We start from the raw sequence: 26420 nt of genomic DNA, 5'->3' as shown, positions 1-26420 counted from the left end.
TCACTGCGCGCCCGCGGTGTTGAGCTTCGGCTCGTCCACCGCGACCTTCTCCAGGCCGTACTCCTTCATGATCCGCTCGTACTCGCCGTTGGCGAAGATCTCCTCGAACGCCTCGAACATCACGGGTCCGAGCCCGCCGGACTTCGGCACCAGCATGGCGAGCTGATCCACGCCCGCGCCCTGCTCGTCGGTCTGCGTCACGTAGGTGAACTCGTTCTTCTCCGCGGCCATCGCGTCGAGCGCGGCGCTCTCGGTCATGCCGACGGCGTCGGCACGACCGGACTTGGCGGCGAGGATCGTGCCGTTGGTGTCGGCGAGCCCGATGAACTCCACGGCCGGCTCGTTCCTGCCGGCACACCAGTCGGTCAAACGGACGACCTGGTCCTCGATGATGCTGCCGTCCACCCCGGCCACCCGCTTGCCGCACAGGTCGTCACTGGCGTCGATGCCGGCGGAACCGGACCTGGGGACGAGGTAGGCCGTCCTGGTCACCATCCAGACGATGGCGTCGAACTTCTCCTCCCGCTCCGCGGTGTCCTTCACCGGCCCGTTGAACGCGTCGTAGCGGCCGGCCAGCATGCCGGACAGTGCCGAGGGGAGACCCGGCACGATGGTGATCTCGGTGCGGACGCCCAGCACCTCGCCGAGCGCCTGCTGGAGGTCACGGTCGATGCCGGTGACCGTCTTGCCGTCCGCGCCGAGGATCCGGTACGGCGGGTGGGAGTCACCCGCGAAGCGGATGACTCCCGAGTCCTTGAACTGCTGGGGGAGCTTGTCGTGCCGGGCGTTGCCCGCGCCGCCCGCGGTTGCGGGGTCCTGACTGTCGGAGGAGCCGCAGGCGGTCGTGGCGAGGAGCGCCATGGCCAGCGACACGAGAAGGGTTCCACGGGACTTGAGCATCGGTGCTCCCGCCATTGATGTATGCACATTTGACTTACGGCCGTGAGCAATAGTGTCTAACGTCAGTAGTGGTGCGTGTCAAGAGCGACGGCCCGCTCGATCGCGGAGGTGGTCGCGGAGACCAGCGCGACCCACTCCGGGAGACGGGTGCGGTCGTAGCGTGCCGTTGGCATCGCGATCGACACCGCCGCCACGACCACGCCCTCCGCGTCCCGCAGTGCCCTGCCGATGGCGGTCACGCCCGCCTCGGTCCGCTGGTCGTTGACCGCGAACCCCTGGCGCCGCACCCGCCGCACCTCCCTGCGCAGCGCGGCGACCTCACCCGAGTCGGCGCAGTACGGTTCGAGATCCTCCTCGCCCCGCGCACCGAGGACGGCGAGCCCGCCGGAGGTGAGCCGGGCCGGGAGCAACCTGCCCTCGCGGTCGCCGACCCGCAGCACCTGGTCGCACTCCACGCTGGCCACGAACCGCACGTCGGCGCCGTGCGGGACGGTCAGGTTCACCGTCTCGCCGCACCGGCGGACGAGCTCACGCAGGTGCGGCAGCGCCACCTCGCGCAGGCTCGTGACCGGCTCCGGCACCACCGAGGTGCGCAGCACCGGCCCCGCGACGTAACGCCGGTCCCGGTCCTGCACGGCGAACTCGCGGTACACGAGCATCGCGAGCAGGCGGTGGGCGGTCGACCGCGCCACCCCGAGGCGCTGCGCCGCGTCGGCGACCCGCAACGGCCCCTCCTGCTGCAGGAGCACCGCGAGGCGCAGCGCGTGGTCGACCGACTCGATGCTGTACACAGGTTTGTTCCGCACAGCAGAATCCTAGATACCGTTGCGCAGAACGTGGCTAACGTCCCGGCCATGACGTCGACGGAGTCCCCGGTCCGGCTCGCGATGCCGGACGCACCCGGGCAGCCCACCCCCTCCCCCGACCTCGCGCGCCTCTACCGCGACTTCGAGAACGAACTGCTCGTTCCACTGTGGACCGAGATCGGTGACCTGATGCCGACGAGCCCCAGGCCGGACGCGGCGGCGCACGTGTGGCGGTGGGCACGGCTGTTGGAGATCGCCCGCCGGTCCGGTGACCTGGTCCCGGTCGGCCGCGGCGGGGAACGGCGCGCCATCGCGCTCGCCAACCCCGGCCTCGGCGGGATGCCGTACGCGACGCCGACCCTGTGGGCGGCGATCCAGTACCTCAACCCGCACGAGGACGCTCCCGTGCACCGGCACACGCAGCACGCGTTCCGGTTCGTCGTGGAGGGCGAGGGCGTGTGGACGGTGGTCGACGGCGACGCCGTGGCCATGCGCCGGGGCGACCTGCTGCTCACCCCCGGCTGGCGCTTCCACGGCCACCACAACCAGAGCGAGGAGCCCATGGCCTGGCTCGACGGGCTCGACATCCCGTTCGTGCACGCCATGGGCTCGGCGTTCTTCGAGCTGGGCCCCGACGTCGTGGCGAACCGCGCCACGCCGGCCCGCTCGTACGCCGAGCGGCTGTGGGCCCACCCTGGCCTGCGCCCGGTCTCCCAGTCCGGCCCGGTCGCCTCGTCCCCGGTCATGGCCTACCGCTGGGAACACACCGACGCGGCCCTGTCGGCCCAGCTCGACCTGGAGGCCGAAGGGCAGCCCGGCGTGGTGGCGCCGGGACACGCGGCCGTCCGGTTCAGCAACCCGACCACGGGTGGCGACGTGCTGCCGACGATCCGGGCCGAGATGCACCGGGTGCGGTCGCGCGCCGCCACCGTCACCCGGCGCGAGGTCGGCTCGTCGGTCTGGCAGGTCTTCGACGGCACCGGCCGCGTCCGCCTCGGCGGCCGGGAGTGGCGGGTCGAGCGCGGCGACCTCGTGGCCGTGCCGTCGTGGGTGCCGTTCACGGTGACCGCGGAGTCCGACCTGGACCTGTTCCGGTTCAGCGACACACCGATCTTCGAGGGGCTACACGCCCACCGCGTCCAGGAAGGTGACGAATGAGGCTCGCGACGCTCCGGTTGGCGGACCGCACGACGGCCGCCCGCCTGCTCGACGGCACCACGGCGGTCGAGTTGCCCGCCCCCGACCTCGGCGCGCTGCTGGCCGACCCGGACTGGCGCGCGGTCGCCGCGCGGGACGGCGCACGCCACGCCGTCACCGACCTCGCGCCGCCGGTCCCCCGGCCGGGCAAGATCGTGTGCGTCGGGCTGAACTACCGCACCCACATCCTCGAGATGGGTCGCGAGCTGCCCACACACCCGACGCTGTTCGCGAAGTACGCCGAGGCCCTGGTCGGCCCGCACGACCAGATCGCGCTCGACCCGGCGTCGGATTCGGTCGACTGGGAGGCCGAGCTGGCCGTCGTCATCGGCGCGCCCGTCCGCCGCGCGAGTGAGACCGAGGCGGAGGCCGCGATCGCCGGCTTCTCGGTGCTCAACGACGTGACCATGCGGGACTGGCAGTACCGGACCCCGCAGTGGCTGCAGGGCAAGACGTTCGAAGCCAGCACGCCGTTCGGCCCGGCGCTGGTCACCCCGGACGAGCTGCCGGGCGGGGTCCGGCCGGCGCTCGCGCTGCGGTGCGAGGTCGACGGGGTGACCGTGCAGGAGTCGACGACCGCGGACCTGGTCTTCGACCCGGTGGCGCTCGTCCGGTACATCTCGGCGATCGTGACGCTGCGGCCCGGCGACGTCATCGCGACCGGTACCCCCGGCGGCGTCGGCCACGCCAGGAGCCCCCGGCAGTACCTGCGTGACGGGTCAACCGTGGTCACCGAGGTCGAAGGGATCGGCGTACTGGCCAACACCGCCCGCGTGCCTGCGACGGTGCCGGCGTGATCGAGGCGGCGACCGGGCTGTTCCTGTCCACGCTGGACAAGATCGCGGACGACGAGTTCACCGTCGAGGTGCTGCCCGGCTGGACACGTGGACATGTCGTGGCGCACGTGACCGCCAACGCACACGCACTGCGCCGCCTGGTCTCGTGGGCGAGGACGGGGGTGCGGACACCCATGTACACCTCGTCCGACGATCGGGACCGCGAGATCGAGCTGGGTGCGCGCCGACCACCACCCGAACTCCGCGCGAACGCACACGCGGCGGCGGCCGCCCTCACGGCCGACTTCAACGCACTGTCGCCTGCCGCGTGGCAGGCGCAGGTCGTGACGGCACAGGGCCGGACCATCCCCGCCGAGGAGCTGCCGTGGCTGCGGACCCGTGAGGTAGCCGTCCACGCGGTGGACCTGGCCGCTGGCACGGACTTCACCGACCTCCCCGACGGCGTGTGCGAGGCGCTGGTCGCCGACGTCGCCCGGTGGCGCGACAGGCAGGGAGGCGGCCCCGCCCTGACCGTGACCGACGGCCGCCGGACCTGGCACGTCGCGGGTACCGGCACCCCGGTCCAGGTGACGGGACGAGCACCGGAACTGGCGGCGTGGCTCACCGGCCGCCGACGACCGCAGGACTTCCCGTCCCTGCCCCCGTGGCTGTAGTCCCGGTGTGGACAGTCGATCACGTCGGGGACGGCACCCGGGATGCCGTGAATGGTCCATTCGGGACGCTGAGCGCCCTGAATGTGCCTTTCGCAGCACCGATTGTGCCGTGCACACCTTCAGGACCGTTGCCTCACGAGAGCCCTTCGATGCCCGCACCAGGGCACAAGGTCAGCCAGGAACACGACGCCCACCACGATGTTCCTGCTCGTGATCACTCCCCCGGTTTCTCAGCGGCTGTCGACGGCGGTGTCCCCGACCGCCGCACGACCCGCTTCCAGCCGGGCGACGGGCACGCGGAACGGTGAGCAGGACACGTAGTCGAGGCCGACCTCGTGGAAGAACCTGATCGACGCCGGGTCGCCGCCGTGTTCGCCGCAGACACCCAGTTCGAGGTCGGTACGGGCCGCGCGGCGCTCGTGCACGGCGATGTCGATCAGCGTGCCGACGCCATCGCGGTCGATGGTCTCGAACGGCGACACCGTGAACACGCCCTCGGCCAGGTACACCGGGAAGAACGACGCCTCGACGTCGTCGCGGGAGAAGCCCCACACGGTCTGCGTCAGGTCGTTCGTGCCGAAGGAGAAGAACTGCGCCGTCTTCGCGATCCGGCCCGCGGTGAGTGCGGCCCTCGGCAGTTCGATCATCGTCCCGATCTCGTGCGCAACCTCGACCCCGGTCTCCTCGGCGACCTCGGACCAGTCCGGCGGGTGCGCGGGTGCGGCGAGTCTGGCGCGGGTGTGGCACCAGTTCGGCGCGCGAGACTTTTTTCCGGTGATCCTGCGCTCGTAAGGAGCCGACATGTCCGTTGCCGCTAATCTGCGTGTGGTCAGTCTCGCCGAGCGACCTGACCTCGCGTCAGCGATGTTGACCATGGAGTCGACCTGGCCCCCGTATGTCCGGGCGGAGCCACTGCTCATCAACTGGGCCTTCGAGCGGCATCCAGAGCATCAGCTCGTCGTGCTCGACGGTGAGGGCGACGACGAGCGGGTGATCGCCAGGGCGGCGAGCGTGCCGTTCGCATGGGACGGTGACGTCGACAGCCTCCCTGACACCGGTTGGGACGAGGTGCTGCGCCAGAGCATGCACGACACCTACGCCGGGCGCGCGTTCACCGCCGTGTGCGCGCTCGAGATCGCCGTGGTTCCGGGGTCGCAGGCACGGAACCTGTCCAGCCGGACCCTTGTGGCACTCAACGACAACGCGCGCCGTTTCGGGTTCGCCGACCTCATGGCGCCGGTCCGGCCGAGCAGGAAGCACGCCGAACCCGAGATGTCGATCGCCGACTACACGGCACGTACCCGGCCGGACGGGCTGCCGGCCGACGCCTGGCTGCGTGTGCACGTCCGAGAGGGCGGCGAGATCATCAAGATCTGCCCGGTCTCGATGGCCATCGCCGGAAGCCTCGCCCAGTGGCGCGGGTGGACGGGACTGCCGTTCGACACCGACGGGCCGGTGGCGGTGCCAGGAGCGCTGACACTGGTCGAGGTCAGCGTCGTGCACGACCGCGCCGTCTACATCGAACCCAACGTGTGGATCCGGCACCGCCTGACCACATGACCGCTTTCATGGGCCGCGATCCGGCAGTCCATTGTCCACCAGGCCGATCCCGCGGCGTCCCCAGTAGACACAGGAGCAGGACGAGATGATCCCTTTCAGTACCGCGCCGAGCGAGAAGATCGACAGCGGCGGCGGCAAGTGCATGTACGCACAGCTGGACCGGTTCCGTGAGGCCGCTCCCGCGGTGGCCGTCGAGCTGCCCGATGGCGTCGTGGTGTGGTCCATCACCCGGGGCGACGTGGTCAAGCACCTGCTGAACCACCCCGACGTCTCCCGCAACCTCAGGAACAACCTGCCCATGTACGTGCCGGGCGAAGTGCCCTGGCTGTCGCCGTGGGTGGATGTCGCGTCCATGTCCACCGCTGAGGGCCGCGAACACCAGCGGCTCCGCAAGCTGGTCGCGCCCGCGCTGACACCCAAGCGCATCGACGCGATGAAGCCACACCTGGAGGCCATCGCCGAGACGCTCCTCGACGAGTTGGCGACCCGCACCGGCGACGAACCGGTGGACCTGCACACCGCGTTCTCCCAGCAGCTGCCGACCAGGATGATCTGCGACCTGTTCGGCGTGCCGGAGGACCTTCGTCCCGAGGTGCTGCGGATCCTGCGAGTCGTGCTCGACACCGACAACGTGCCGGAGGAGGAGTCGGCGCGGGTGTTCGTCGACATCAACGTCGCGATGCGGACCCTCATCGAGGGCAAGCGCCGCGAGCCGGGTGACGACCTGACCAGCTTCCTGATCGCGGCCCGCGTCGACGGCGAGGAACCGCTGTCGGAGCAGGAGCTGGTCGACATGCTGATCCTGTTGATCGGCGGCGGCAGCCAGACCACGGTTTCGCTCATCGACCACACCGTTCGAGAGCTGCTCGCCAATCCCGGCCAGCTGGCCATCGTCCGGGCGGACCCGAGCCGGTGGCCGGACGCGATCGAGGAGTCCCTGCGCCTCCAGTGCCCCGTCGGCCACCTGCCGATGCGGTGGGCGAAGGAGGACATCGACCTCGGCGAAGGAGTCGTGATCAGGAAGTACGACGCCATCATGATCAGCTACCTCGCCCACGGCCGTGACCCCAACGTGTTCCCCGAGCCCGAGGTGTTCGACATCGACCGGGAGAACAAGGAGCACATCGCGTTCGGTGGCGGACCCCACTTCTGCCCCGGCGCGCGTCTGGCGCGGCTCGAGGCCGCGGTGGCGGTACCCGCGCTGTTCGCCCGGTACCCGGACCTGGCGCTGGCGGTCGCCCCGCAGGACATCCCGCCACTGCGTTCGTTCATGGCCAACGACGTGGCCGCCCTGCCGGTCCTGCTGCACCACGAGTCGACCAGGGCCGCCTGAACCGACCAGCTCGTCGGGTGCTCATCCGTCTCGGTCCGCGGACCGAGACGGGTGAGCACCCGAGGTCAGGGGTTCGTGGGGTTGTGGCGTTGCTCGGTGGCGGCGTGTCTGGCGGGTCCGGGCGCGGCGCACCTCACGGTGCCAGGAAGGGCGCGACGCCGAGATGAGTGGCCGACAGCTTCGGGTGATCAGGCCCGCGGTCCGCGCGGGAGCAGGGTCAGGGTGTTGCCGCCCTCGGGTGGGCAGGGCACCGGTGGCAGCTCGCCACGGCTGTGCCGGGCGGTCTGGTCGTCGTAGTGGGGAGAGGCCGGGTGACCGGACGCGCCGTGGCGCAGGACGTCCCGGACACGGGGGCCAGCCGGGGTCAGCTCGGCCACCATCCGCCACGGAGCGCCCTCCACGACGTGGCCTTCCCGTGTCGCGGCCATCAGGCCCACGGTTTGGCTGCTGCCGTTCACGGGGGTGGGCGGAGTGCAGAACACCGCCCGGAGGGCGGCGCCGCCTCGGCCCAGCGGGTGCGGGTCGAGTATCCGGTGCGCGGTGCCGTAGCGCCACGACGACGGGGGACCGAACACCTCCGTCAACTCCTCGCCGATCTCGTCGAGGGACGTGGCCACCACGTCCGCGAGCGGGGGCAGGCCCAGTGCCTCGAGCGCTTCCGGGGTCCGCACCAGGTGGTCCACCTGCAGCACCAGGTCGGGGGCGGTCGCCGCGAGTTGGCCCAGCCAGGTGTCGGCCAGCGCCAGCATCAGGCGCGCGAACACCAGTGGGGCCGCCGCGTCGGCGCGGTCGTGGCAGTCCCAGGCCGACAGGAGTGCGTGGCACGTGGTGCCGGCCGGCGTCGTCGGCGCCGAGCGCAGTAGCAGCGGCAGCAGCAGCCGGGCGCGGCCGTTGAGGTCGTCGCTCTGCCACCTGGCGCAGTCGTCCGCCGTCGCCTTCGGGGTGGTGTCGATCAGTTCCTCGATCCGTTCCGCGCGGTAGGGCGGCATCCAGTCGCCGCCCAGGTCGGGCGACGCACCGTCGGGGAGGAGCTTGTGGTTGGCCGACACCAGGTAGCCCTCGGCCGGGTTCACCGACTCGGGCAGCGCGTCGAACGGCACGAATCCGCGCCACGAGGCGGCGACCGACTCGAACGCCGCCGGTGCGAGGCCACTCCCCGGCACCCGGTCCGGCACCCGGCCCGCGGTCTTCACGGCGATGGTGCCGTCGCGGCCCGCCACCACGACGTTCAGGACCGGCACCCCGAACGAGCGCAGCACCTCCCGGAACTCCCCATAGGACTCGGCGCGCCACATCCGCTGGCACGCCCCGATCTCCTCGGATGGCGTGCAGCCACTCCAGAACAGGCCGCTGCCCTCGCCGAACGCGACCCAGCCGTCGCCGCCCTCCGCGGTCACCGGCACCGGGTCGCCGCCGCGGACCTCGACGACGCCGTCCTCCCGCCAGGACGCCGGCGGCGGGTCCACCGCCAGGTCCTGCGTGTCGGCCCACGAGTTGGTGATCCCCCACGCGAGATCGCGGGACGAACCCGCGATCAGTCCCGGGATGCCGGGCACCGTGACGCCGTATCCGGCGTGGTCGTCGAGCCGCAGGCCCACCTGGTACCACAGGCTTGGCTGGGTGAACGTCACGTGGGGATCGTTCGCCAGCAGCGGTGCGCCCGACGCGGTGCGCTCGCCCGCGATGGCCCAGGCGTTCGAGCCGATCGTCCGCTCGCCGTCGAGCAGGTCCTGAAGCCACACCCGGGACGGCTCCGGCAGCTCCCCTGCCGGGCCCGCGGGCCCGCCGTGCGCCCGTACCGTCACCGGGCCGTCGGCCGGGTACCGCGGCACCCGCAGGTGGGCGGCGAGGCCGGCGTCCATGTCCTGACCGCGGAACACCTCGTGCCGCAGGTTCAGCCCCAGCTCGAACCCCAGCTGTTTGACGATGAGCACCGAGTCGAGCGGTGTCCAGGGCGCCGGACGGTACCGCAGCAGCACGAACTCCGGTGGCAGCCACCACCGGCTGCCCGCTATCGCGTTCACCCCGGCGCTGAACGCCTCGAGGTTGGCGCGGGTGCGCTCGTCGGTCAGCGCGAGGCTCGCCAGCGACACCCTGGTCAACGCCAGCCGCCGCCACCGGGTGTCCTCCTCGACCAGCGCCGGACCGAGCACCGCCGACAGCGTGCCGGCTGCCCGGCGGCGCAGCACGTCCATCTGCCACAGGCGGTCGGTCGCCTGCGCGTGGCCGAGCGCGAAGTACAGGTCCTCCTCGTCGGCCGCGCGCACGGTCGGCACGCCGCGGTCGTCCCGGTCGATCGCCGCGCCGGAACGGAGTCCCGCGAGCCGCCGGGTGCCACTCGACCGGCGCCTGCCGAGGCGGGCGACCTGCCGGACCGCCCACTCAGCCGCTGACACCGGCGGCCTCCTTCTCCGGGGCGGGCCGCATCAACCCGGGTACCCGGCGCCCGACGACGAGGTAGAACGCCGCGCTCAGCAGTGCGAGCGAGCCGATGCCGAAGAACATCACGGTGCCGTTCCAGGTCGCCAGCAGCAGACCGCCGAGGTAGGGCCCGACGAACCCGCCGAGCTGGGAGAACGTCTGCGCACCGAAGTAGCTGCCGCGCCGGTCCTCCGGCGCGATCCGGTCGATGACGGCGAACTCGGAGGGCACGATGAACGTCTCGCCGACGCTGAACACCACCATGGCGACCACGAAGTGCCACGTCGTGGTCGCGGTGGCGAACCCGGCCATCCCCGCGAACATCAGCACCCCGCCGACCACGATCGCGGTCACCGGGTCGCGCCGCATCACGAACTTCGACGCGAACAACTGGAACACCACGACCGTGATCGCGTTCGTCGCCATCACGATCGCGAGAATCCTGGCGCCGTCGGCGAAGTCCATGTCCAGGTCCTGCGCGAGCAGTGCGGAGATGCGCAGGTGCACCGATTCCAGCAGCAGCCCGGCGATGATCAGGCACAGCAGCCTGCGGTCGGTGGCCACGGCGCGCGCGCTGTCGAGGAACCGGGACAGCACGGTGCCCTCGGTCCGCTCCGGCGGCTTCGCCACGACCGCGCGGCCGGTGCGCAGCGACCCGGCGAGCAACACGAAGTACACCCCGTAGGCCACGGCGGCGACGAGGAACGCGGTGCGGCCGCCGGACAGCCCGAGGTACACGCCGATCAGTGGGCCGACCGCGAAGCCGACGTTCGCCACGAGGTACTGGTAGGAGAACCACCGCACCCGTTCGCCCACGGGCAGCAGGTCGCTCAGCAGGGCCTTGCCGACCGGGCTGAACGACGCCGTGGACAGCGCGAGGGTAGCGTTGAAGACGAACATCAGCGCCACGTGCTCGCCGAGGTAGAAACCGACGAAGGACATGGCGACGCCGAGCATCGAACACAGCAGCACCCTGGTCCGGCCGAAGATGTCGGACAGCGTGCCGCCGAGGAACCCGGCGAAGATCGAGAAGAACACCGACGAGCCGATCAGCAGGCCGATCGTGGTCGGCGCCATGTCCATCTCGCGCGCGAGGAAGATCGCGAGGAACGGCACGGTGATCGCGACGGCGAGGCTCATGATCCCGGATCCGGCGACCAGCAGCTTCGCCAGGAACGGCGGCCGGTCCGGCGCACTCTCGGTCATCAGGACGCCTTTCGGTGGCTTGGGCGTTCCACCTCGGCGTGGAACTCCGTGATCATCTCGGCGAGCGCGGTGGCGTGCGGGGCCTGGATCATGCCGATGTGACCGGCGTCGATCCGGGTGGTGGTCAGCGAGTCCGGCAGCAGCGCGGCCCATCCCGCGATCTGCCTGCTCCCCAGCGACGCCGTGCTCGCCTGCACCAGCAAGGCCGGGCAGGACACCGGTTCCGGCGCGGCCCACCGCAGGTCCGCGAGCCGCTGGTAGCCGTGGAACGCGGCCACGAGCCCTCGGGTGAACAGGTCGGCGACCTCACCGTCGAGGAGGGTCTCGGCGAGCCCGACCACGTCGTCGTCGGGCACCGACCCGTCCGTGGGCAGCGCACCGGGCCAGCGGGTCGTCGCGGCGGGGAACACCATCGCGACGTGCGTGAGGTACTCCCACATCCGGTGCCCGCGGGACGCCCGCAGCTCCTCGGTGAGCAGCAGCGGGTCGGCGGCGTCGCACAGCACGAGGCTCGCGACGTCCTGACCGAGCGCGCGGAGCACGGGCACGAGCGCGAACCCGAGCGTGCCGCCGAGCGAGTGCCCGACGAGGTGCACCGGCCGGCCAGCCGCCGCCGCCACGACGAGGGCGGCGAGGTCGGCGACCAGCGCGGGCAGGGTGAGTCCGGTGCCGCGGGCGGCGGCGAGGTCACCGAGGTCGATCGAGTACCAGGCGCGGTCGGGCATCGTGGCCGACAGCTGCGCGAACGACAGCCCGAACCCGAGTGCGCCGGGGATCGACACCACGACCGGACCGGGCTCGTCGGTGTGGTGCAACGGGAGCAGCGCGGAACTCGCGGTGGTGGCCGCGGTCGCGGACCGCACCGCGGCAGCAAGGGCGCGCACTGTCGGTTTCAGGAGGAAATCGCGCAGCGACACGTCGACGCCGAACCGCTCCCGCACCCCCGCGAGCAGCCGGGTGGCGAGCAGGGAATGCCCGCCCAGCGCGAAGAAGTCGGTGCCGGTGGCGACCGTCGGCACGCCGAGCAGCCCGGCGACGATGTCCCGCACCCCGGCCGTCACCGGATCCGTCACCGCTGCCGGGCCGGACCCGGCTTCGGCGGCCGGGGTGGGCAGGGCCGCGCGGTCGAGCTTCCCGTTTCCGGTCACCGGCATCGTGTCGAGGAACTCGATCCGCGCGGGCAGCATGTACCCGGGCAGCACCTCGGCGAGCCGTTCGCGGATCGCCTCGGCGGTGGGTGCGCCCGGCTCGGGCACCGCGTAGGCCACCAGGCCCGGGCCGCGGCCCGGCAGGTCGCGCACGACCACGGCCGCCCGCGCGAGACCCGGAACGGCGGCGACCGCGCTCTCCACCTCGCCCAGCTCGATGCGGTAGCCGCGGATCTTGACCTGGTCGTCCCGGCGGCCGTGGTAGATCAGCTCACCGGCCGGGGTGCGGGCCGCGAGGTCGCCGGAGCGGTAGCCACGGGCACCGCGGATCGTCACGAACCGCTGCGCGGTCAGCTCCGGCCGGTTCAGGTAGCCGATGGCGACCCCGGGTCCGGTCACCACGATCTCGCCGATCTCGCCGTCCGGTACCGGGTTCAGGTCCTCGTCGACGAGCAGGAAGTCCAGCTCCGACATCGGGACCCCGATGGCACTGTCCGAACGCGACAGGTCGGCGCGTGTCACCGGCCGGTACGTCGACACCACCGTCGTCTCGGTGATCCCGTACATGTTCACCAGCCGAGGAGCGGTGTCGCCGTACTTCGCGAACCACGGTGCCAGGTCGGGAAACCGCAGCGCCTCGCCACCGAAGATCACGTGGCGCAGCGGCAACCGGTCGGCGTGCCGGGTGTCCTCGCCCATCAGCTGGGTGAACGCGGTCGGTGTCTGGTTGAGGACCGTCACACCCTCGTCCCGCAGCAGAGCGCGGAACGCGGCCGGGTCCTTCGCCGTCTCCGAGGGCACCACGACGACGCATCCGCCGTACAGCAGCGCACCCCACATCTCCCACACGGAGAAGTCGAACGCGAACGAGTGGAACAGCGTCCACACGTCGTCGCGGGAGAACCCGTACACCGCCGCGGAGTCGCGGAACAGCCACAACACGTTCCCGTGCGACACCTGCACGCCCTTGGGCCTGCCCGTGGTGCCGGAGGTGAAGATCACGTACGCCCTGCTGTCGCGGTCCGCCGGGCAGTCCCGCAGCGGGACCGCGGCCGGGTGCGGCTCGTCGACCAGCAGCGTCGCCACGCCGGCACCGAGGCGTCCGGAAAGCGGCCGGGACGTGATCACCAGCGCTGGAGCGGCGTCGGTGCGGATCAGCTCCACGCGGGCGGGTGGCGTGGCCGGGTCGATCGGCACGTACGCCGCGCCGACCCGGATCACCGCGAGCGCGGCCACCACCATGTCGATCGACCGGTCGAGCAGGACGCCGACCAGCGTATCCGCGCCGGCGCCGCGGTCGCGGAGCGTCCCGGCCAGCTCGGCGACCCGGTTGTCGAGATCCCGGTAGGACAGTGCGACGCCTGCGCAGCGCACCGCGGTGCGGTCGCCGTGCCGCTCGACCGAGCGGGCGAACGCGTCAGCCAGGTTCGCGGGCACCGCCGCGGTGGGCAGCGGCACGCCGCGTTGTCTCGCGAGCCGCTGCCGCAGGGCCTCCGCCCGGTCGATCCCCATCGTGTCCTCCCAGATTCCAGGTCACAGCGCCAGCAGGAGCGCGGTGAGCAGTCCGCGCTGTTCGGCCAGGTCGAGGAACGCGGTCGCGTGTTCGGACGCGAGCACGGTCGTGGCGGTCGCCGCGTCGAACGTCAGGTCCGTGCCCGTGAGGTCCCGCCAGATCGCGGCGAGCGCGGACCGGCTCGCGTCGTCGCACAACACCGCCTCGGTGAGTGGCCGGTCCGGTGAGGCGACGAAGAAGTCCAGCAACCGCACCACCCCGTCGAGCAGCTGCCCCGCGGCTCCCTGCGAGAACAGCGTCGCGTCGTACTGGATGGTCAGCTCCAGCCCGTCCCACTCGACGAACCGGAACAGCAGGTCGAACCGGCTGGTCTCCTGCGGCACCTGGACGAGGGTGCTCGTGAGCCCGGGCAGGCCGGACAGGTCGAACGGGAAGTTGTCGAACGTGGTGAGCACCTGCACCAGTGGTGCGACGCCCGGTGTGCGGGTGACCCCGCTGCTCTCCACGATCCGGCCGAAGGGCAGGAGCTGGTTCTCCAGCGCGCTCACCGCGCTGTCCGCGACCGGGGCGAGCACGTCGGCGGGGGTGGCGGTGACGTCGACGGAGTACCGCAGCGGCAACGTGTTGGCGAAGAACCCGATCAGGTTCTCCGTCTCCGGCACGGTCCGGCCCGCGACGACCGCGCCGACCACCACGTCGGACTGCTGGGCGGCCTTCGCCATGAGCACCGCCGTGACCGCGTGCCCCAGGATGAACGGGGTGACGTGGCGCCGCGCGGCGAACGCGGTGATCCGCTCCGCGGTGACGGGGTCCCACCGGTGGGTGGCGTAGCCCGCGGTCCGCGCCCGGCCGGGGGTCCTCGGGTGGGTGGTGGCGAGGTCCAGCACGCCGCCGTAACCGTCCAGGTAGGACTTCCAGAAGTTCTCCTCCGGCTGCGCCAGCGTGCCGAGGAAGTCCTCCTGCCAGCGCGCGTAGTCGGCGTACTGCACCCGCAGTTCGGGCAGGTCGGGGGCGCGGCCCTCGAGGTGGGCGAGGTAGGCCTCCCGGATCTCCCGCATCGCGACGTCGGAGGACCAGCCGTCGGTCACGATGTGGTGCAGCCGCCACTCGAACACGTGGTCCTCGGGACCGAACCGGTGCAGCCGGGCGATCGTGAGCGGGCCGCGCGCCAGGTCGAACCGGTGGTCGTGCCCGAGGACGTGCGCGATCATCGCCTCCCGTCCGGCCGCCACCCCGGTCGCGTCGACGACCGCCAGCTCGACCGGCGCGCCCGGCGCGGGGGTCTGGTAGGGCACGCCACCCTGGTCGCCGAACCGGACGGTCAGCACCTCGTGGCGGCGGGCCATGGTGGCCACCGCGGCCCGCAGCGCGGCCACGTCGAGCGGGCCGCGGATGTGCAGCAGGCTCAGGTTGTCGTAGGCGCGGTCCTCCGGTGCGACCTGGTGCAGGTACCACAGGCTGGCCTGGTTGAGCGTGAGCGGGAAGCGGGTCATGCCCGCCGGGCGCTCGGGGATGCCGTGCGCGGCGACCTCCTCCGCCCGCCAGTCGCCCACCGCCTCGTCGACGGCGGCCGCGATCCCGCGTGCCGTGCGGTGCTCGAACAGCAGGCGCAGTGGCAGGTGGACGCCGAACCGGTCGCGCAGCCGGGCCATCACGTGGGTGGCGTGCAGGGAGTGGCCGCCCAGTTCGAAGAAGTCGGCGGCCGGGTCCGCGGCGCCGGTCTTGAGCACCCCGGCGATCACCTCGAGCACAGCGGCCTCGGTGGCGGTCGCGGGCGGGGCGGGTGCGGTCTGTTCCCGCGCGGGAAGCACCTCGGTGCGCCGCAACGCCAACGCGTCGACCTTGCCGTGCGGTGTCCTGGGCAGCTCGTCGAGGCGGACCAGGAAGTCGGGCACCGCGTACCGGGGCAGCACCCCGCCGAGCGCCGCCCGGATGTCCGAGGCGGACAACGCGGTGCGTGCCACGAAGAACCCGGCGAGGCGGTTCTCGCCCTCGTCGGTGCGCACGACCACCGCGCTCTCGGCGACACCGGGCACGGCGGCGAGCGCGGCCTCGACCTCACCGAGCTCGACGCGCTGGCCGCGGATCTTCAGCTGCCGGTCGACGCGGCCGAGGAACTCCAGCCCGTCCGCGAGCATCCTGCCGCGGTCGCCGGTCCGGTAGAGCGTGGCGCCCGGCTCGAACGGGTCCGGCACGAACGCCGCCGCTGTCCGTTCCTGGTCGTTGACGTAGCCGGCGCCGACCGCGACGCCACCGACGTACAGCTCCCCCGGTGTGCCCCTCGGCACCGGCTGTCCGGTCGCGTCCAGCACGTACACGGCCGTGTTCTCGATCGGCGTGCCGACCGGGACCGAAGGCAGCCGCTCGTCCACGTCACCGGTGACCTCGTGGTGCGTGGTGTCGTCGGAGGTCTCGGTGATGCCCCACATGTTCAGCAGCCGAACGGCGGGCAGCAGGCGGCGGAACTCGTTCGCGGCACCCGGTTTCAGCGTCTCGCCGCTGGAGGCGACCCAGCGCAGCGCGAACGGCGGGAAGGCCGCCACCCCGTAGTGCGCAAGTTCCGCGCAGAACACGCTGAGCACCGAGGGCGCCACCTCGAGCACGGTGATGCCGTCGGTGGCCACGGCCCGCAGCAGGCGGGGCGGGTCCTGGCCGATCTCGTCCGGGTAGATCACGGTGGTGGCGCCGACGGCCAGCGGCGAGAACCACTGCCACAGCGAGATGTCGAAGGTGGCGGCGGCGTCCTGGGCGACCCGGTCGCCCGCCGCGATGCCCAGCACGCCGACCTTCGCCAGCACGTGGTTGAGCATGCCGTCGTGGCGGATCAACGCCCCCTTCGGCTCGCCCGTGGAGCCGGAGGTGAAGATGACGTAGGCGCCGTCCCTGCCACCCGGCAGCGGGCCGGGGTACGGCAGGTGGTCCCCGATGTCGGCGAGCCGGGCCGTGTCGATCCCCGTCGCGGCCGCGCGCACCACGTCGGCGGACTCGTCGTCGTGCAGCACGAGCACGGCCGCGCCGCGTCGCAGCATGCTCGCGACTCTCGACGCGGGTCCGGCGGGCAGCGGCAGGTACACCGCGCCGACCCGCAGCACCGCCATCAGCGCGACGAGGTAGCCGATGTCACGGCCCGCGCGCAGCGCCACCACGTCCCCGGCCCGCACCCCGCGTGCCGAGAGCCACCCGGCGCCCGACGCGACCCGCGCGGCCAGCTCGGCGTAGGTGACCGAGTCGCCGCCGCACACCGCGGCCACCCGGTCCGGGTGCGCGGCCACGGATTTCGCGAAGGTGGCGAGGAAACCGTCGGCGGCCCGCGGGCACACGGGACCGCGGCCTGCCGCCAGCAGCTGCCGGTAGGTGTCCTCGCCGAGCAGGTGGCGGTTCGTCGCCACCTCGTCCGGTGCGGACACGACGTGCGCCAGCGCGTTGCGGTACAGCTCACCGATCTGGTGCAGCTGCGCCTCGCTGACCCGCTCCATGTTGGCCTCGAGGTCCAGCGACAGCAGCCGGGAGAACGGGTCCTTGTTCAGCTCCACCCGCAGCGCGAAGCTGGTCTGCATCCAGGCGTGCGCGTCGAGCACGGCGATGCCGGTGGCGGCGGCGAGCCGTTCGTAGCCGTGGAAGTGCGTGAAGTTGAAGCTGACGTCGAACAGGTCACCACCGGCACCGGCGAGCCGCCGGATCTCCGCGTACGGGAACCCGCGCGTCGCGAGCAGCTCGGTGTCCTTGGCCAGCACGGCGTTGGCCAGCTCGGACCACGTCCGCCCGGTCGCGGGCAGCCGGAAGGGCACGACGTTGATGTGCACGCCAAGCGCCTCGGTGCCGCCCTCCTGCGCGACCCGGCCGTTGGACACGATGCCGACCACGACCTCCGCCTGCCCGGACACCAGGGCCTGCACCCGTGCGTGCACCGCGACCAGCACGTGTTTGAGCGACACCCGCAGCTCGCCTGCCAGCTCGTCGAGCCCTGCCGAGACGTCCGAGGGCAGGTCGACGGACAGGAACCCCATGCGCCCGTCGTGGACGTCGCTCGCACCGGACGCCAGCGACGGCAGCGGGGTCGGCACCACGTCGGCCATCTCCCGCGCCCAGAACTCCCGCGCCGAGGACCGGGACAGGACCTCCCGCTCGGCGGCGACGAAGTCCGCGTAGCGCCGCACCGGCGGTTCGACCGCGCCCAGTGGGCGGTCGTGCAGCAGCGCCCAGTACTCGGTGAGGATGCCGGTCATCATCACCGACTCGCTCCACCCGTCCAGCGTGGCGTCGTGGAAGCTCATCGCGAACCGGAACGTGTCGTCGGTCAGGACGTGCACGGCGAACCGCACCAGCGGCGGGGTCGCCCAGTCGTAAGGCGTTCGCTTCTCGCGCTCGCACCAGGCGGAAAGCTCCGCCTGCCGTGCGTTCTCGTCGAGGTCGCGGAGGTCCGCGCAGGTGAGCGGGAGGTGTGCGGTGGCGTGCACCAGCTGCAACGGTTCGGAGTAGCGGGTGAAGTCGAACGAGGTGCGCAGCATCTCGTGCTTCGCGACGGCCCGGTCGACGGCCGCGCGCATCGCGGCGTGGTCGTAGCGGGCACCGAAGGTGAACATGAAGACGTCGCAGTACATGTTCACGTCGGTCTGGTATGCGCTGTGGAACAGGAATCCCGCCTGCAGCGTGCTGACCGGGTAGGCGTCCACCACGCCGCCGGGCACCAGCGCCCGGTCGGCCGCGCCGATCTGCGCGAAGGGCACGACCGGTGCGACGGCGTCCTCGGGCGGTGCGCCCGCCGCGGCGGCGATGGCCCTTGGCGTCTGCAACGCGTAGATGTCGGCCAGTTCGATCGCGACCCCGTGGGCGAGCGCGGCGGTCCGCAGGCGCAGCGCGATGATCGAGTCGCCGCCGACGGCGAAGAAGGAGTCGTCGGGCCGGACGCCGGTGGTGCCGAGGACCTCCTCGAACAGCCCGCACATCCGCCGCTCGGCCGGACTCGCCACCGTGTCGTCCACAGTGGACGCGCGGAGGGTGTTGGCCGCCGTGGGGGCGGGCAGGCGGTCCCTGTCGACCTTGCCGTTGTGGTTCCGCGGGATCGCGTCGACCGCGACCACGGACGCGGGCACCATGTAGCCGGGCAGGTGGGTGTGCAGGTGCGCGAACACCTCGTCGCCCGCGAGCCCGTCGCCCGCGACATAGGCGACGATCCTGGCGGTGCCCGACGTTCGCGGTGCCGCGCTGCCGCGGATCAGCTCGCGGGTGTCGGAGATCCGGAACGTCGAGGCGGGCTTCTTCGCCACGACGTCCGCGGCGGGCTGGTCCACCACCACGGCGGCCTGCCGCACGCCGGGCGCCCCGGCCAGGGCGGCCTGGATCTCCCCGAGTTCGATGCGGTAGCCGCGGATCTTGACCTGGTCGTCCCGGCGGCCCTGGTAGACGTACTCACCGTGTTCCGTGCGGACGGCGAGGTCACCGGACCGGTAGCCACGCACGCCGCCGACCGTCACGAACCGCTGCGCGGTCAGGTCGGGGCGGTTCAGGTAGCCGGCGGCCACCCCGGGTCCGGTCACCACGATCTCGCCGGTCGCGCCGTCCGGCACCGGGTTCAGCTCGTCGTCGACCAGCACGAAGTCCAGATCGGGCAGTGGCACCCCGATCGGGCTGTCGGTGCGGTCGAGGTCGGCGCGGAGGACCCGGCGGAACGAGGCGTGCACGGTGGTCTCCGTGATGCCGTACATGTTCACCAGCCGCGGCGCGGTGTCGCCGTACTTGGTCACCCAACCGCGCAGATCGGCGAAGCGCAGTGCCTCGCCGCCGAAGACGACGTGCCGCAGGGGCAGGCGGTCGGTGTGCCGGGCGTCCTCCGCGATCAGCTGCGTGAACGCGGTCGGAGTCTGGTTCAGGACCGTCACACCCTCGTCGCGCAGCAGAGCGCGGAACGCGGCCGGGTCGGTGGCGGTCTCGCGCGGCACGACCACGAGGCACCCACCGTAGAGCAGCGCGCCCCACATCTCCCACACCGAGAAGTCGAACGAGAACGAGTGGAACAACGTCCACACGTCGTCGCACCCGAACGCGTACTGGTCCTCGGTCGCGGTGAGGAGCCGCAACAGGTTGCCGTGCGAGACCGCGACACCCTTCGGTCTGCCGGTGGTGCCCGACGTGAAGATCACGTACGCCCGGCTTTCCCACCCCGCCCGGCACGCGTCGCCCGGCAGCGGCGCCGCGTGCGGTAGCCGGTCCACGAGCAGCACCGGTGCCGCGTCACCCACCCGCCCGGCCAGCGAGGCCGAGGTGATCACGAGCGAAGGAGCGGCGTCGGCGAGGATCAGGCTGGTGCGGGCGACCGGTGTCGACGGGTCGACCGGGACGTACGCCGCGCCGGTGCGCACGACCGCGAGCGCGGCCACCACCATGTCGATCGACCGGTCCAGCAGGATGCCGACCGGCAGGTCGCTGTCCGTGGTACGGGTGGCGATCGCCCCGGCGAGCGCCGCGACCCGGGCATCCAGCTCGCGGTAGGTGAGACTGTCCGCGCCGCACCTGATCGCGGTGCGGTCCCCGTACAACTCGACGGTGCGGGCGAAGGCGGCCCCGAGGTTGGCCGCCCACCCGAGCGTCGGCCCCGGTACCTCCTCGGCCAGGACCAGCCCTTTGCCGCCGAGGGCCTCGTCGGCAACCTCGTCGGCAACCTCGTCGATGGCCAGCCGGAACTCCTCGACCACGCGCCGTGCCACGGCTTCGCCAACCAGGTCCCGCTGGTACACGAGGCGGTAGACCATGCGGTCGCCGTCCCGCGCCCCGTAGAGGCTGAGCGCGAACGCCACGTCGGCAGGCGGCACGTCGACCACCGTTACGCCGACGCCGCCGATCGTGTCGTGCGCACCGCTGGACGGGACCGCGAACCCGTCGCCGAACCCGCCGTCCGCCGACTGCTGGTAGGTGAGGGTCGCCTGGAACAGCGGGTTCTGGCCGTGCCGGTCGGGCGCGAGCGCGCGGACGAGCGCGGCGAACGGGAGGTCGGCGGTGTGCAGCGCGTCGCGGAGCGCGTGGCGCGTGCGGTCCTCGACCTCGGCGAGGCGGTCACCGCCGGTGAAGTCGCACCGCAGCGGCACCGGATTCACGAGATAGCCGACGGTGTTCGCGAAGCGGGTGTCGGTGCGGCCGTGGTGGGTGGTGCCGATGGTGAGGGCCGGTCGGCCGGTCACGCGGTGCAGCGCACGCAGGTACGCGGCGGCGACGGTCGTGAACGCGGTGGCACCGCGTGCGGCGCTGCGCGCGTACAGCGCGGCGGTGCGGCCGGCGTCGATGGTGAAGTCCACGACGGCGGCGGGCTTGCGGCGGCGCGGCACCGGCGGTGCGGGGAACAGCAGCTCGTTGCGCACCGGGCGCCACCGGTCCGCGAGTTCCGCGAGCCGTGCCTGTGCCCGCGGTGTGGCGAGGTGGCGAACCTGTTCGACGGCCCACATGCGCGGGTCCGCGGTGGTGTCGCCGCTGCGCGCGAAGTCCTTGTCCCCCACCAGTTCCGCGACGACGTCGGTGAGCACGACGCGTAGCGAGAGGTAGTCGGCGACCGCGTGGTGGCACGCGACCAGCAGGGTGGTGCTCGCCGGGGCGAGCACCACGGCGGACCGCACCAGGGGGCCGTCGGCGAGGTCGAACGGGCGACCGGACACCTCGGTGAGGTACGCCCGCTCGTCACTCCCCTCGGCGTCCACCGCCTCCCAGTCGAAGCGCGGCTCGTCGTGCACGTGCTGGAGGCCGTCGCGGATCGTGGTGCGCAGCGCCGGGTGCGCGGCGACGGCGGCGGCCACCGCGGCACGGATCTGCTCCGGCTCGAACCGGCGGCCCAGGCGCAGGGCGGCCGACAACGTGTTCGACCGGTCGTCCGGGTGGAGCTGGTCGTGGAACAGCATCTGCAGCTGGCTGTCCGTGGCCGGGCACTCGTCCGGCACGAACACGGTCGGTTCAGCGTGGGCGGCGGCAGGAACGGCGGCGAGGACATCCTCGAGGGAGGCGTCACCGAAGAACAGTTCGGCGGGCAGCCGGGTGCCGGTCGCCGACTCCGCGGCGCCCTTGAGCGCCATGAGCTTCATGGAGTCCAGGCCGAGCGCGGCCAGCGGACGGGCGGCGTCGGCCGGGGTGGGCGCGAAACCGATCCTGTCCACCAGCACGGCCCGCAGATCCCTCGGCGCCACCGCCGCGGCGGCCTGACCGATCACCTTCAGCTGTCCACGTTCGTACCGGTCACGGGTCGCCGCGCGGCGGATCTTGCCGCTGGAGGTACGCGGGATCGCGCCGGGGCGCACGAACACGACCCCGGTCAGGTCCAGTCCACAGTCGACGGACACCGACCGCCGCACGGCGGACGACAGCGCCGCCAGCTCGCCGGCCGGCAGGCGGACCGCCGCGCCGGTCAGTTCGGCGACCAGCAGCACGTCGTCACCGGCCTGGAACGCCGCCGCGGTACGCAGTCGCGGGTCGGTGCTCGTGGCGGCCGCCTCGAGGTCGTGCGGGTGGTGGTTGCGGCCGCCGACGATGATCAGGTCCTTGACGCGGCCCGCGACGTGCAGCGCACCGCCGACGACCGCCCCGAGGTCACCGGTGCGGAGGAACTCCCCCGCGTGTCCGGGCACCGTGGCGCGGAAGGCCGCCGTGGTCGCGGCCGGGTTGCCCCAGTAGCCCCGCGCGACGCCGGGTCCGCGGACGAGGATCTCGCCGACCTCGCCGCCGGTCACCGCGGCCCCCTCCGCGTCGACGACGACCACCGTCGTGTCGGCAGCCGGGGTGCCGGCGGACACCACGTCCCGGCCGTCGATCCGCGTCGACGAGTGGCCATCGCCCGCGGTCACGCCCGCGACGAACAGGGTCGCCTCGGCCAGTCCGTAGCACGGGAACCACGCCGACGGCGCGAATCCCTGTGCGCCGTAGCGTTCGGTCACCGCGGCCATCGTCGCCGCCCGCACCGGTTCGGCGCCGTTGAACGCGATCCGCCAGCGGCTCAGGTCCACTCCGGACAGACGCGTCGCGTCGTACCGGTCGGCGAGCAACCGGTAGGCGAAGTCCGGTCCGCCCGAACAGGTCGCGCCGAACTCCGCGATCGCGAGCGGCCAGCACAACGGGTCCCGCACGAACTCGAACGTCGGCAGCAGCACCGCGGGCGTACCGGTGTACAGCGGGAGCAACGTGGTGCCGATCAGGCCCATGTCGTGGTACATCGGCAGCCAGCTGAGGACCACGTCGTCCGGGCCGATCCCGAACCCGCTCTCGATCGCGCGCAGGTTGGCCGCCAGGTTCGCGTGGCTCACCATGACACCCTTGGGGGTGCCCGTCGACCCTGAGGTGTACTGGAGGAACGCCAGGTCCGCCGCCTCGGGCACCGCCGGGGCCGTGGTCGCGGCTGGCAGCTCGTCGATGGCGTGCACGGGAACGGGGAGGTCGGCGAGCAACGGCACCAGCGGGCCGGTGGTCAGCGCGACCGCGGCGGCGCAGTCGTCGACCACCGCGGTGATCCGGTCCAGCTTGGCACCCGGCCGTGGCGGGTACAGCGGCACCGCGACCGCGCCGGAGGACAGGCAGCCGAGGAACGCCGCGAGGTAGCCGGCGCCGGGCGGGAACAACAGCAGCACCCGGTCCCCCGGTCGCACGGTGGCGCGCAGGAACGTCGCGACCCGCGCCGCCTCGTCCGCCAGTTCGCCGTAGGTGAACACCCGGTCGACGACGTTGCCCGCGCCGAGACAAGTGAACGCGATGTCCTCGCCCCGTTCCCGCGCCCAGTGCCCGAGCGCGTGTGGAACGCTGGTGAACCCGTCCGCTGGACGTGTCATGCCGCCGCACCTCCAACGCCATCAACGGATCGCATCTCGATGCTAGGAACGGCCGGTCACCACTGGGTAATCGCCACTTTCCGCTGGGTCACGGCGACTCGACCGGAATTACCCACCGCGTACGAGGCGAATCCGAGCCCACCTGGTTTCGCTTGGTACATGACGCACTCAACCGGTCTCCCGGGCGGCCAGTTGAGCGATCGGCTCCGCGTGTTGCGTGGCGGACTGACGCCGACACCGGTCGTGCCGTTGCGCGCGGACCGGCTGAACCTGTACGCGAAACTCGAGTTCTGCAACGTCAACGGCAGTGCCAAGGACCGGGCCGCGCTGTGGATCCTCCAGCAGGCCATCGGCCGGGGCGATGTGCACGCCGGGACGACCGTCGTCGAGTCCTCCTCCGGCAACTTCGCGGTCTCGCTCGCGTCCTACGCGGTGGCGCTCGGCGTGCGGTTCGTGCCGGTGCTCGACCCGCACTGCAACCGCGGCACCGAGGCGTACCTGCGGGCCCTGTGCCCGGTCGTGGAGAAGGTCACCGAGCCAGACGGCACGGGCGGATACCTGCGCACCCGGCTGGGCCGGGTGCGTGAGCTGCTCACCGGCGACCCCACCGGCTACTGGCCCGACCAGTACGGCAACGCCGACGCCGCCGAGGCGCACTACCGGTTCACCGGCGCCGAACTGTGCACCGCGCTGCCGCGGCTCGACTACCTGTTCGTCGGGGTCGGCACCGGCGGCACGATCGCCGGGCTGTCACACCGGGTCAAGGAGACCTTCCCGGGCTGTGCGGTGATCGCCGTCGACGCGGTCGGTTCGGCGATCTTCGGCGCACCACCCGCGCCACGCCGCATCCCCGGGCTGGGCTCCGGGATCGTGCCCCCGCTGGTGGGACAGGCGCTCATCGACGACGTCGTCCACGTGGCGGACACCGACGCCATCACCGGCTGCCACGACCTGCTCGGCGAGCACGGCGTCTACGCGGGTGGCTCGACCGGCAGCGTCTACCACGCCATCCGCCACTTCTTCACGGCCAATCCCGTGCCGAGGCGTACGCCCTCCGTCGCGTTCCTGTGCGCGGACCGGGGCCACGCGTACGCCGAGACCGTCTACGACCCGGCCTGGGTCCGCACACTCCGCGCGGACGAACCGGTCCACGCCGCCGCATGAAGGGATGCCCATGTCCGCTCCACTGCCGAACCTCCTGGTGCTGAGCGGCGGCGACGTCGCAGATCAGCTTGAGGGCAACCGCGCCGAGTGCCTGGACGTGGTCCGCCGCGCCTACCTCGCACACGACGCGGGCTCGAGCGTGAACCCCCAGAGCGCGTTCCTGCGGTTCCCGCACCAGCCGAGGTCGCGGATCATCTCGCTGCCCGCCTACCTCGGCGGCGAGTTCGACGTCGCTGGCATCAAGTGGATCGCGAGCTTCCCGGCCAACCGCGATCGCGGCATCCCGCGCGCGTCGGCCGTGCTGGTGCTCAACGACGCCGAGACGGGCTACCCGTTCGCGTGCCTGGAGTCGTCCATCATCTCCGCCGCCCGCACCGCGGCCTCCGCGGTCCTCGCCGCGGAGACCATCGTCGGCACGCGCGACGCGCGCAGGGTGGGCATCATCGGCACCGGCCTGATCGCCAGGCAGGTCTGGAAGTTCCTGCGCGACCTCGGGTGGCGGACCGGCGGTTTCCGGCTCTTCGACCTCGACCGTGCCGCGGCGGACCGGTTCGGCGCCGCGCTCACCGAGCAGGGCGCTCCCGACGTGGTCACGGTCGACGACGCCGCGGGGGCGTTCGCCGACTGCGACGTGGTGCTGCTCACCACCGTCGCGGGCGAGCCGCACCTGCACGACCCCGCCCTGCTCGCCCACGCCCCGGTGGTCCTGCACCTGTCGCTGCGCGACCTGTCGCCCGAGATGATCCTCGCCGCGCACAACATCACCGACGACGTCGACCACGCGGTCCGCGAGCGCACCTCGCTGCACCTCACCGAACAGCGGACCGGCAACCGCGGGTTCGTCCACGGCACGCTCGCCGACCTCCTGACCGGTCGCACCGCCCGCCCGGAAGGCACCCCAGTGATCTTCTCCCCGTTCGGTCTCGGCGTACTCGACCTGGCCGTCGGCAAGTGGGTGCACGACCGCGTCACCGCACAGGGCGGCGGCACACCGGTTCCCGGCTTCTACGACGCGGTGGCGAGCTGACCCGCCATCGGGGTTTCCGTGGCGGGTCAGCTCGGTTGATCGGCGATCCGCCGAGCTGGTGCGGCACGAGTGCCAGGCGGGATTGACCCACACCACGATGGACCCCGGCCGTACGGCCGGGGTCCATCGTGGTGGTCAGAGGCGAATGGTCAGCGCAGCCAGCGGTTGTCCCGCACGACCGGCAGTGCTGCCCAGCGCTTGCCCAGGCCCCACGTCTGCCCGGCGGCGACGACCGCCAGCCAGACCAGCACCAGGGCGTAGAGGACGTGGTAGTCGAGGATCGGGTTGGTCGACATGGTGGGCTCGCCGGCGTCGGTGAACCGGTCCAGCGGCCACTCCGCGACCCACATCAGCAGCATCATCACGGTGCCCGACACCGCGGCGATCCGCAGGCCGACACCGAACAGCAGCGCGACCGCGATCCCGGCCAGCCCCAGCATGAACAGCGAGTCCGCCCACCACGCGCCCGCCCAGCCGCGGAACGTGTCCGCGAACGGGCCGTGGTCGAGGTTGCCGAGGAAGCCCTTGGTCGGCGACCCGCCGTTGAGCCAGGCCTTCTCCGCCCCGGTCGCGTAACCGAGTCCGAACAGCTTGTCGATGAAAGCCCACCCGAAGACCAACCCCATGGTGATCCGGGTCACCGCGCTGACGCGGCCCGCCACGGTCCCCACAGGACGCGACACCGTGACCGGTGCTGCCTGCCGACCCATGGCCTTCTTGTGCTCGACTGGGTGCTCCTTGAGGGAGATCGTGACTCTCTCTTTCTCCTGTTTGGCTACACCTCAAGTGTCGCCGCGAGAACACGCTCTGACCGGAGTCCAAAGTCCCGCGTCGCACACCGTTGGTCCCATGCTCCGGCGGCGCAGGAGGCGGCACCTGCCTTGCTCTGACCGGAGGTGGC

The 26420-nt window shown here is 72.2% G+C and carries 15 protein-coding genes; 7 read left to right on the top strand and 8 right to left on the bottom strand.

The window, feature by feature from the left end; genetic code table 11:
• Positions 1-900 (bottom strand): transporter substrate-binding domain-containing protein, encoded by a 900-nt coding sequence (locus ACFPCV_RS20540; RefSeq protein WP_378057875.1) that lies wholly within the window; start codon positions 898-900, stop codon positions 1-3.
• A 62-nt stretch (positions 901-962) separates the two neighbouring features.
• Positions 963-1706: an IclR family transcriptional regulator gene (locus ACFPCV_RS20535; protein ID WP_378057874.1), complete on the bottom strand. Its 744-nt coding sequence runs from the start codon at positions 1704-1706 to the stop codon at positions 963-965.
• Positions 1707-1754: 48 nt separating this feature from the next.
• On the opposite strand from ACFPCV_RS20535, the gene ACFPCV_RS20530 reads away from it, so the two are divergent.
• From ACFPCV_RS20530 to ACFPCV_RS20520, 3 genes are read left to right on the top strand one after another with little or no spacing between them, the layout of a single operon-like run.
• Positions 1755-2864 (top strand): cupin domain-containing protein, encoded by a 1110-nt coding sequence (locus tag ACFPCV_RS20530; RefSeq protein WP_378057873.1) that lies wholly within the window; start codon positions 1755-1757, stop codon positions 2862-2864.
• A complete protein-coding gene (locus tag ACFPCV_RS20525; RefSeq protein ID WP_378057872.1) occupies positions 2861-3700 on the top strand; it encodes a fumarylacetoacetate hydrolase family protein in 840 nt (279 codons plus the stop codon). The genes ACFPCV_RS20530 and ACFPCV_RS20525 overlap by 4 nt, the downstream gene beginning before the upstream one ends.
• Complete coding sequence (locus ACFPCV_RS20520; protein WP_378057871.1) at positions 3697-4353, top strand: maleylpyruvate isomerase family mycothiol-dependent enzyme; 657 nt, start codon at positions 3697-3699, stop codon at positions 4351-4353. The genes ACFPCV_RS20525 and ACFPCV_RS20520 overlap by 4 nt, the downstream gene beginning before the upstream one ends.
• A 230-nt stretch (positions 4354-4583) precedes the next feature.
• Here ACFPCV_RS20520 and ACFPCV_RS20515 read toward each other — a convergent pair whose 3' ends face one another.
• Entirely contained in the window at positions 4584-5156 is a 573-nt protein-coding gene (locus ACFPCV_RS20515) for a putative PEP-binding protein (protein WP_378057870.1), read from the bottom strand.
• Between ACFPCV_RS20515 and ACFPCV_RS20510 the strand changes: the two genes are divergently transcribed.
• Together ACFPCV_RS20510 and ACFPCV_RS20505 are read left to right on the top strand one after the other, a co-directional pair.
• The gene (locus tag ACFPCV_RS20510; protein WP_378057869.1) at positions 5155-5913 is read left to right on the top strand and encodes an N-acetyltransferase; all 759 of its coding nucleotides are present in this window, start codon (positions 5155-5157) and stop codon (positions 5911-5913) included. The two genes, ACFPCV_RS20515 and ACFPCV_RS20510, sit on opposite strands and share 2 nt — an antisense overlap.
• A gap of 85 nt (positions 5914-5998) precedes the next feature.
• Positions 5999-7246 (top strand): cytochrome P450 family protein, encoded by a 1248-nt coding sequence (locus ACFPCV_RS20505; protein ID WP_378057868.1) that lies wholly within the window; start codon positions 5999-6001, stop codon positions 7244-7246.
• Between the two features lie 188 nt (positions 7247-7434).
• Here ACFPCV_RS20505 and ACFPCV_RS20500 read toward each other — a convergent pair whose 3' ends face one another.
• Genes ACFPCV_RS20500 through ACFPCV_RS20485 form a run of 4 tightly spaced genes read right to left on the bottom strand, consistent with a single transcriptional unit; the run spans position 7435 to position 23328 of the window.
• Complete coding sequence (locus tag ACFPCV_RS20500; protein WP_378057867.1) at positions 7435-9642, bottom strand: penicillin acylase family protein; 2208 nt, start codon at positions 9640-9642, stop codon at positions 7435-7437.
• A complete protein-coding gene (locus ACFPCV_RS20495; RefSeq protein ID WP_378057866.1) occupies positions 9629-10873 on the bottom strand; it encodes an MDR family MFS transporter in 1245 nt (414 codons plus the stop codon). The genes ACFPCV_RS20500 and ACFPCV_RS20495 overlap by 14 nt, the downstream gene beginning before the upstream one ends.
• A complete protein-coding gene (locus tag ACFPCV_RS20490) occupies positions 10873-13533 on the bottom strand; it encodes an amino acid adenylation domain-containing protein (protein ID WP_378057865.1) in 2661 nt (886 codons plus the stop codon). The genes ACFPCV_RS20495 and ACFPCV_RS20490 overlap by 1 nt, the downstream gene beginning before the upstream one ends.
• A gap of 21 nt (positions 13534-13554) precedes the next feature.
• Positions 13555-23328 carry an amino acid adenylation domain-containing protein gene (locus ACFPCV_RS20485; protein ID WP_378057864.1) on the bottom strand — a complete coding sequence of 3258 codons (9774 nt, stop codon included), beginning with the start codon at positions 23326-23328 and terminating at the stop codon, positions 13555-13557.
• Between the two features lie 159 nt (positions 23329-23487).
• Between ACFPCV_RS20485 and sbnA the strand changes: the two genes are divergently transcribed.
• Both sbnA and sbnB read left to right on the top strand, forming a co-directional pair.
• Positions 23488-24492: a 2,3-diaminopropionate biosynthesis protein SbnA gene (gene sbnA / locus ACFPCV_RS20480; RefSeq protein ID WP_378057863.1), complete on the top strand. Its 1005-nt coding sequence runs from the start codon at positions 23488-23490 to the stop codon at positions 24490-24492.
• A 4-nt stretch (positions 24493-24496) separates the two neighbouring features.
• The gene (gene sbnB, locus ACFPCV_RS20475; protein ID WP_465251567.1) at positions 24497-25519 is read left to right on the top strand and encodes a 2,3-diaminopropionate biosynthesis protein SbnB; all 1023 of its coding nucleotides are present in this window, start codon (positions 24497-24499) and stop codon (positions 25517-25519) included.
• Between the two features lie 149 nt (positions 25520-25668).
• Here the strand turns inward: sbnB and ACFPCV_RS20470 are convergent, their stop codons facing one another.
• Positions 25669-26229 carry a hypothetical protein gene (locus tag ACFPCV_RS20470; RefSeq protein WP_378057861.1) on the bottom strand — a complete coding sequence of 187 codons (561 nt, stop codon included), beginning with the start codon at positions 26227-26229 and terminating at the stop codon, positions 25669-25671.
• Positions 26230-26420 lie beyond the last annotated feature (191 nt).

Origin of the sequence: Actinophytocola glycyrrhizae, from assembly GCF_042653545.1 — a bacterium.
In the GTDB taxonomy this organism is placed as follows: domain Bacteria; phylum Actinomycetota; class Actinomycetes; order Mycobacteriales; family Pseudonocardiaceae; genus Actinophytocola; species Actinophytocola glycyrrhizae.
Note: the sequence above shows the minus strand (reverse complement) of the source record. Positions and strands in the feature narration are given on the sequence as shown.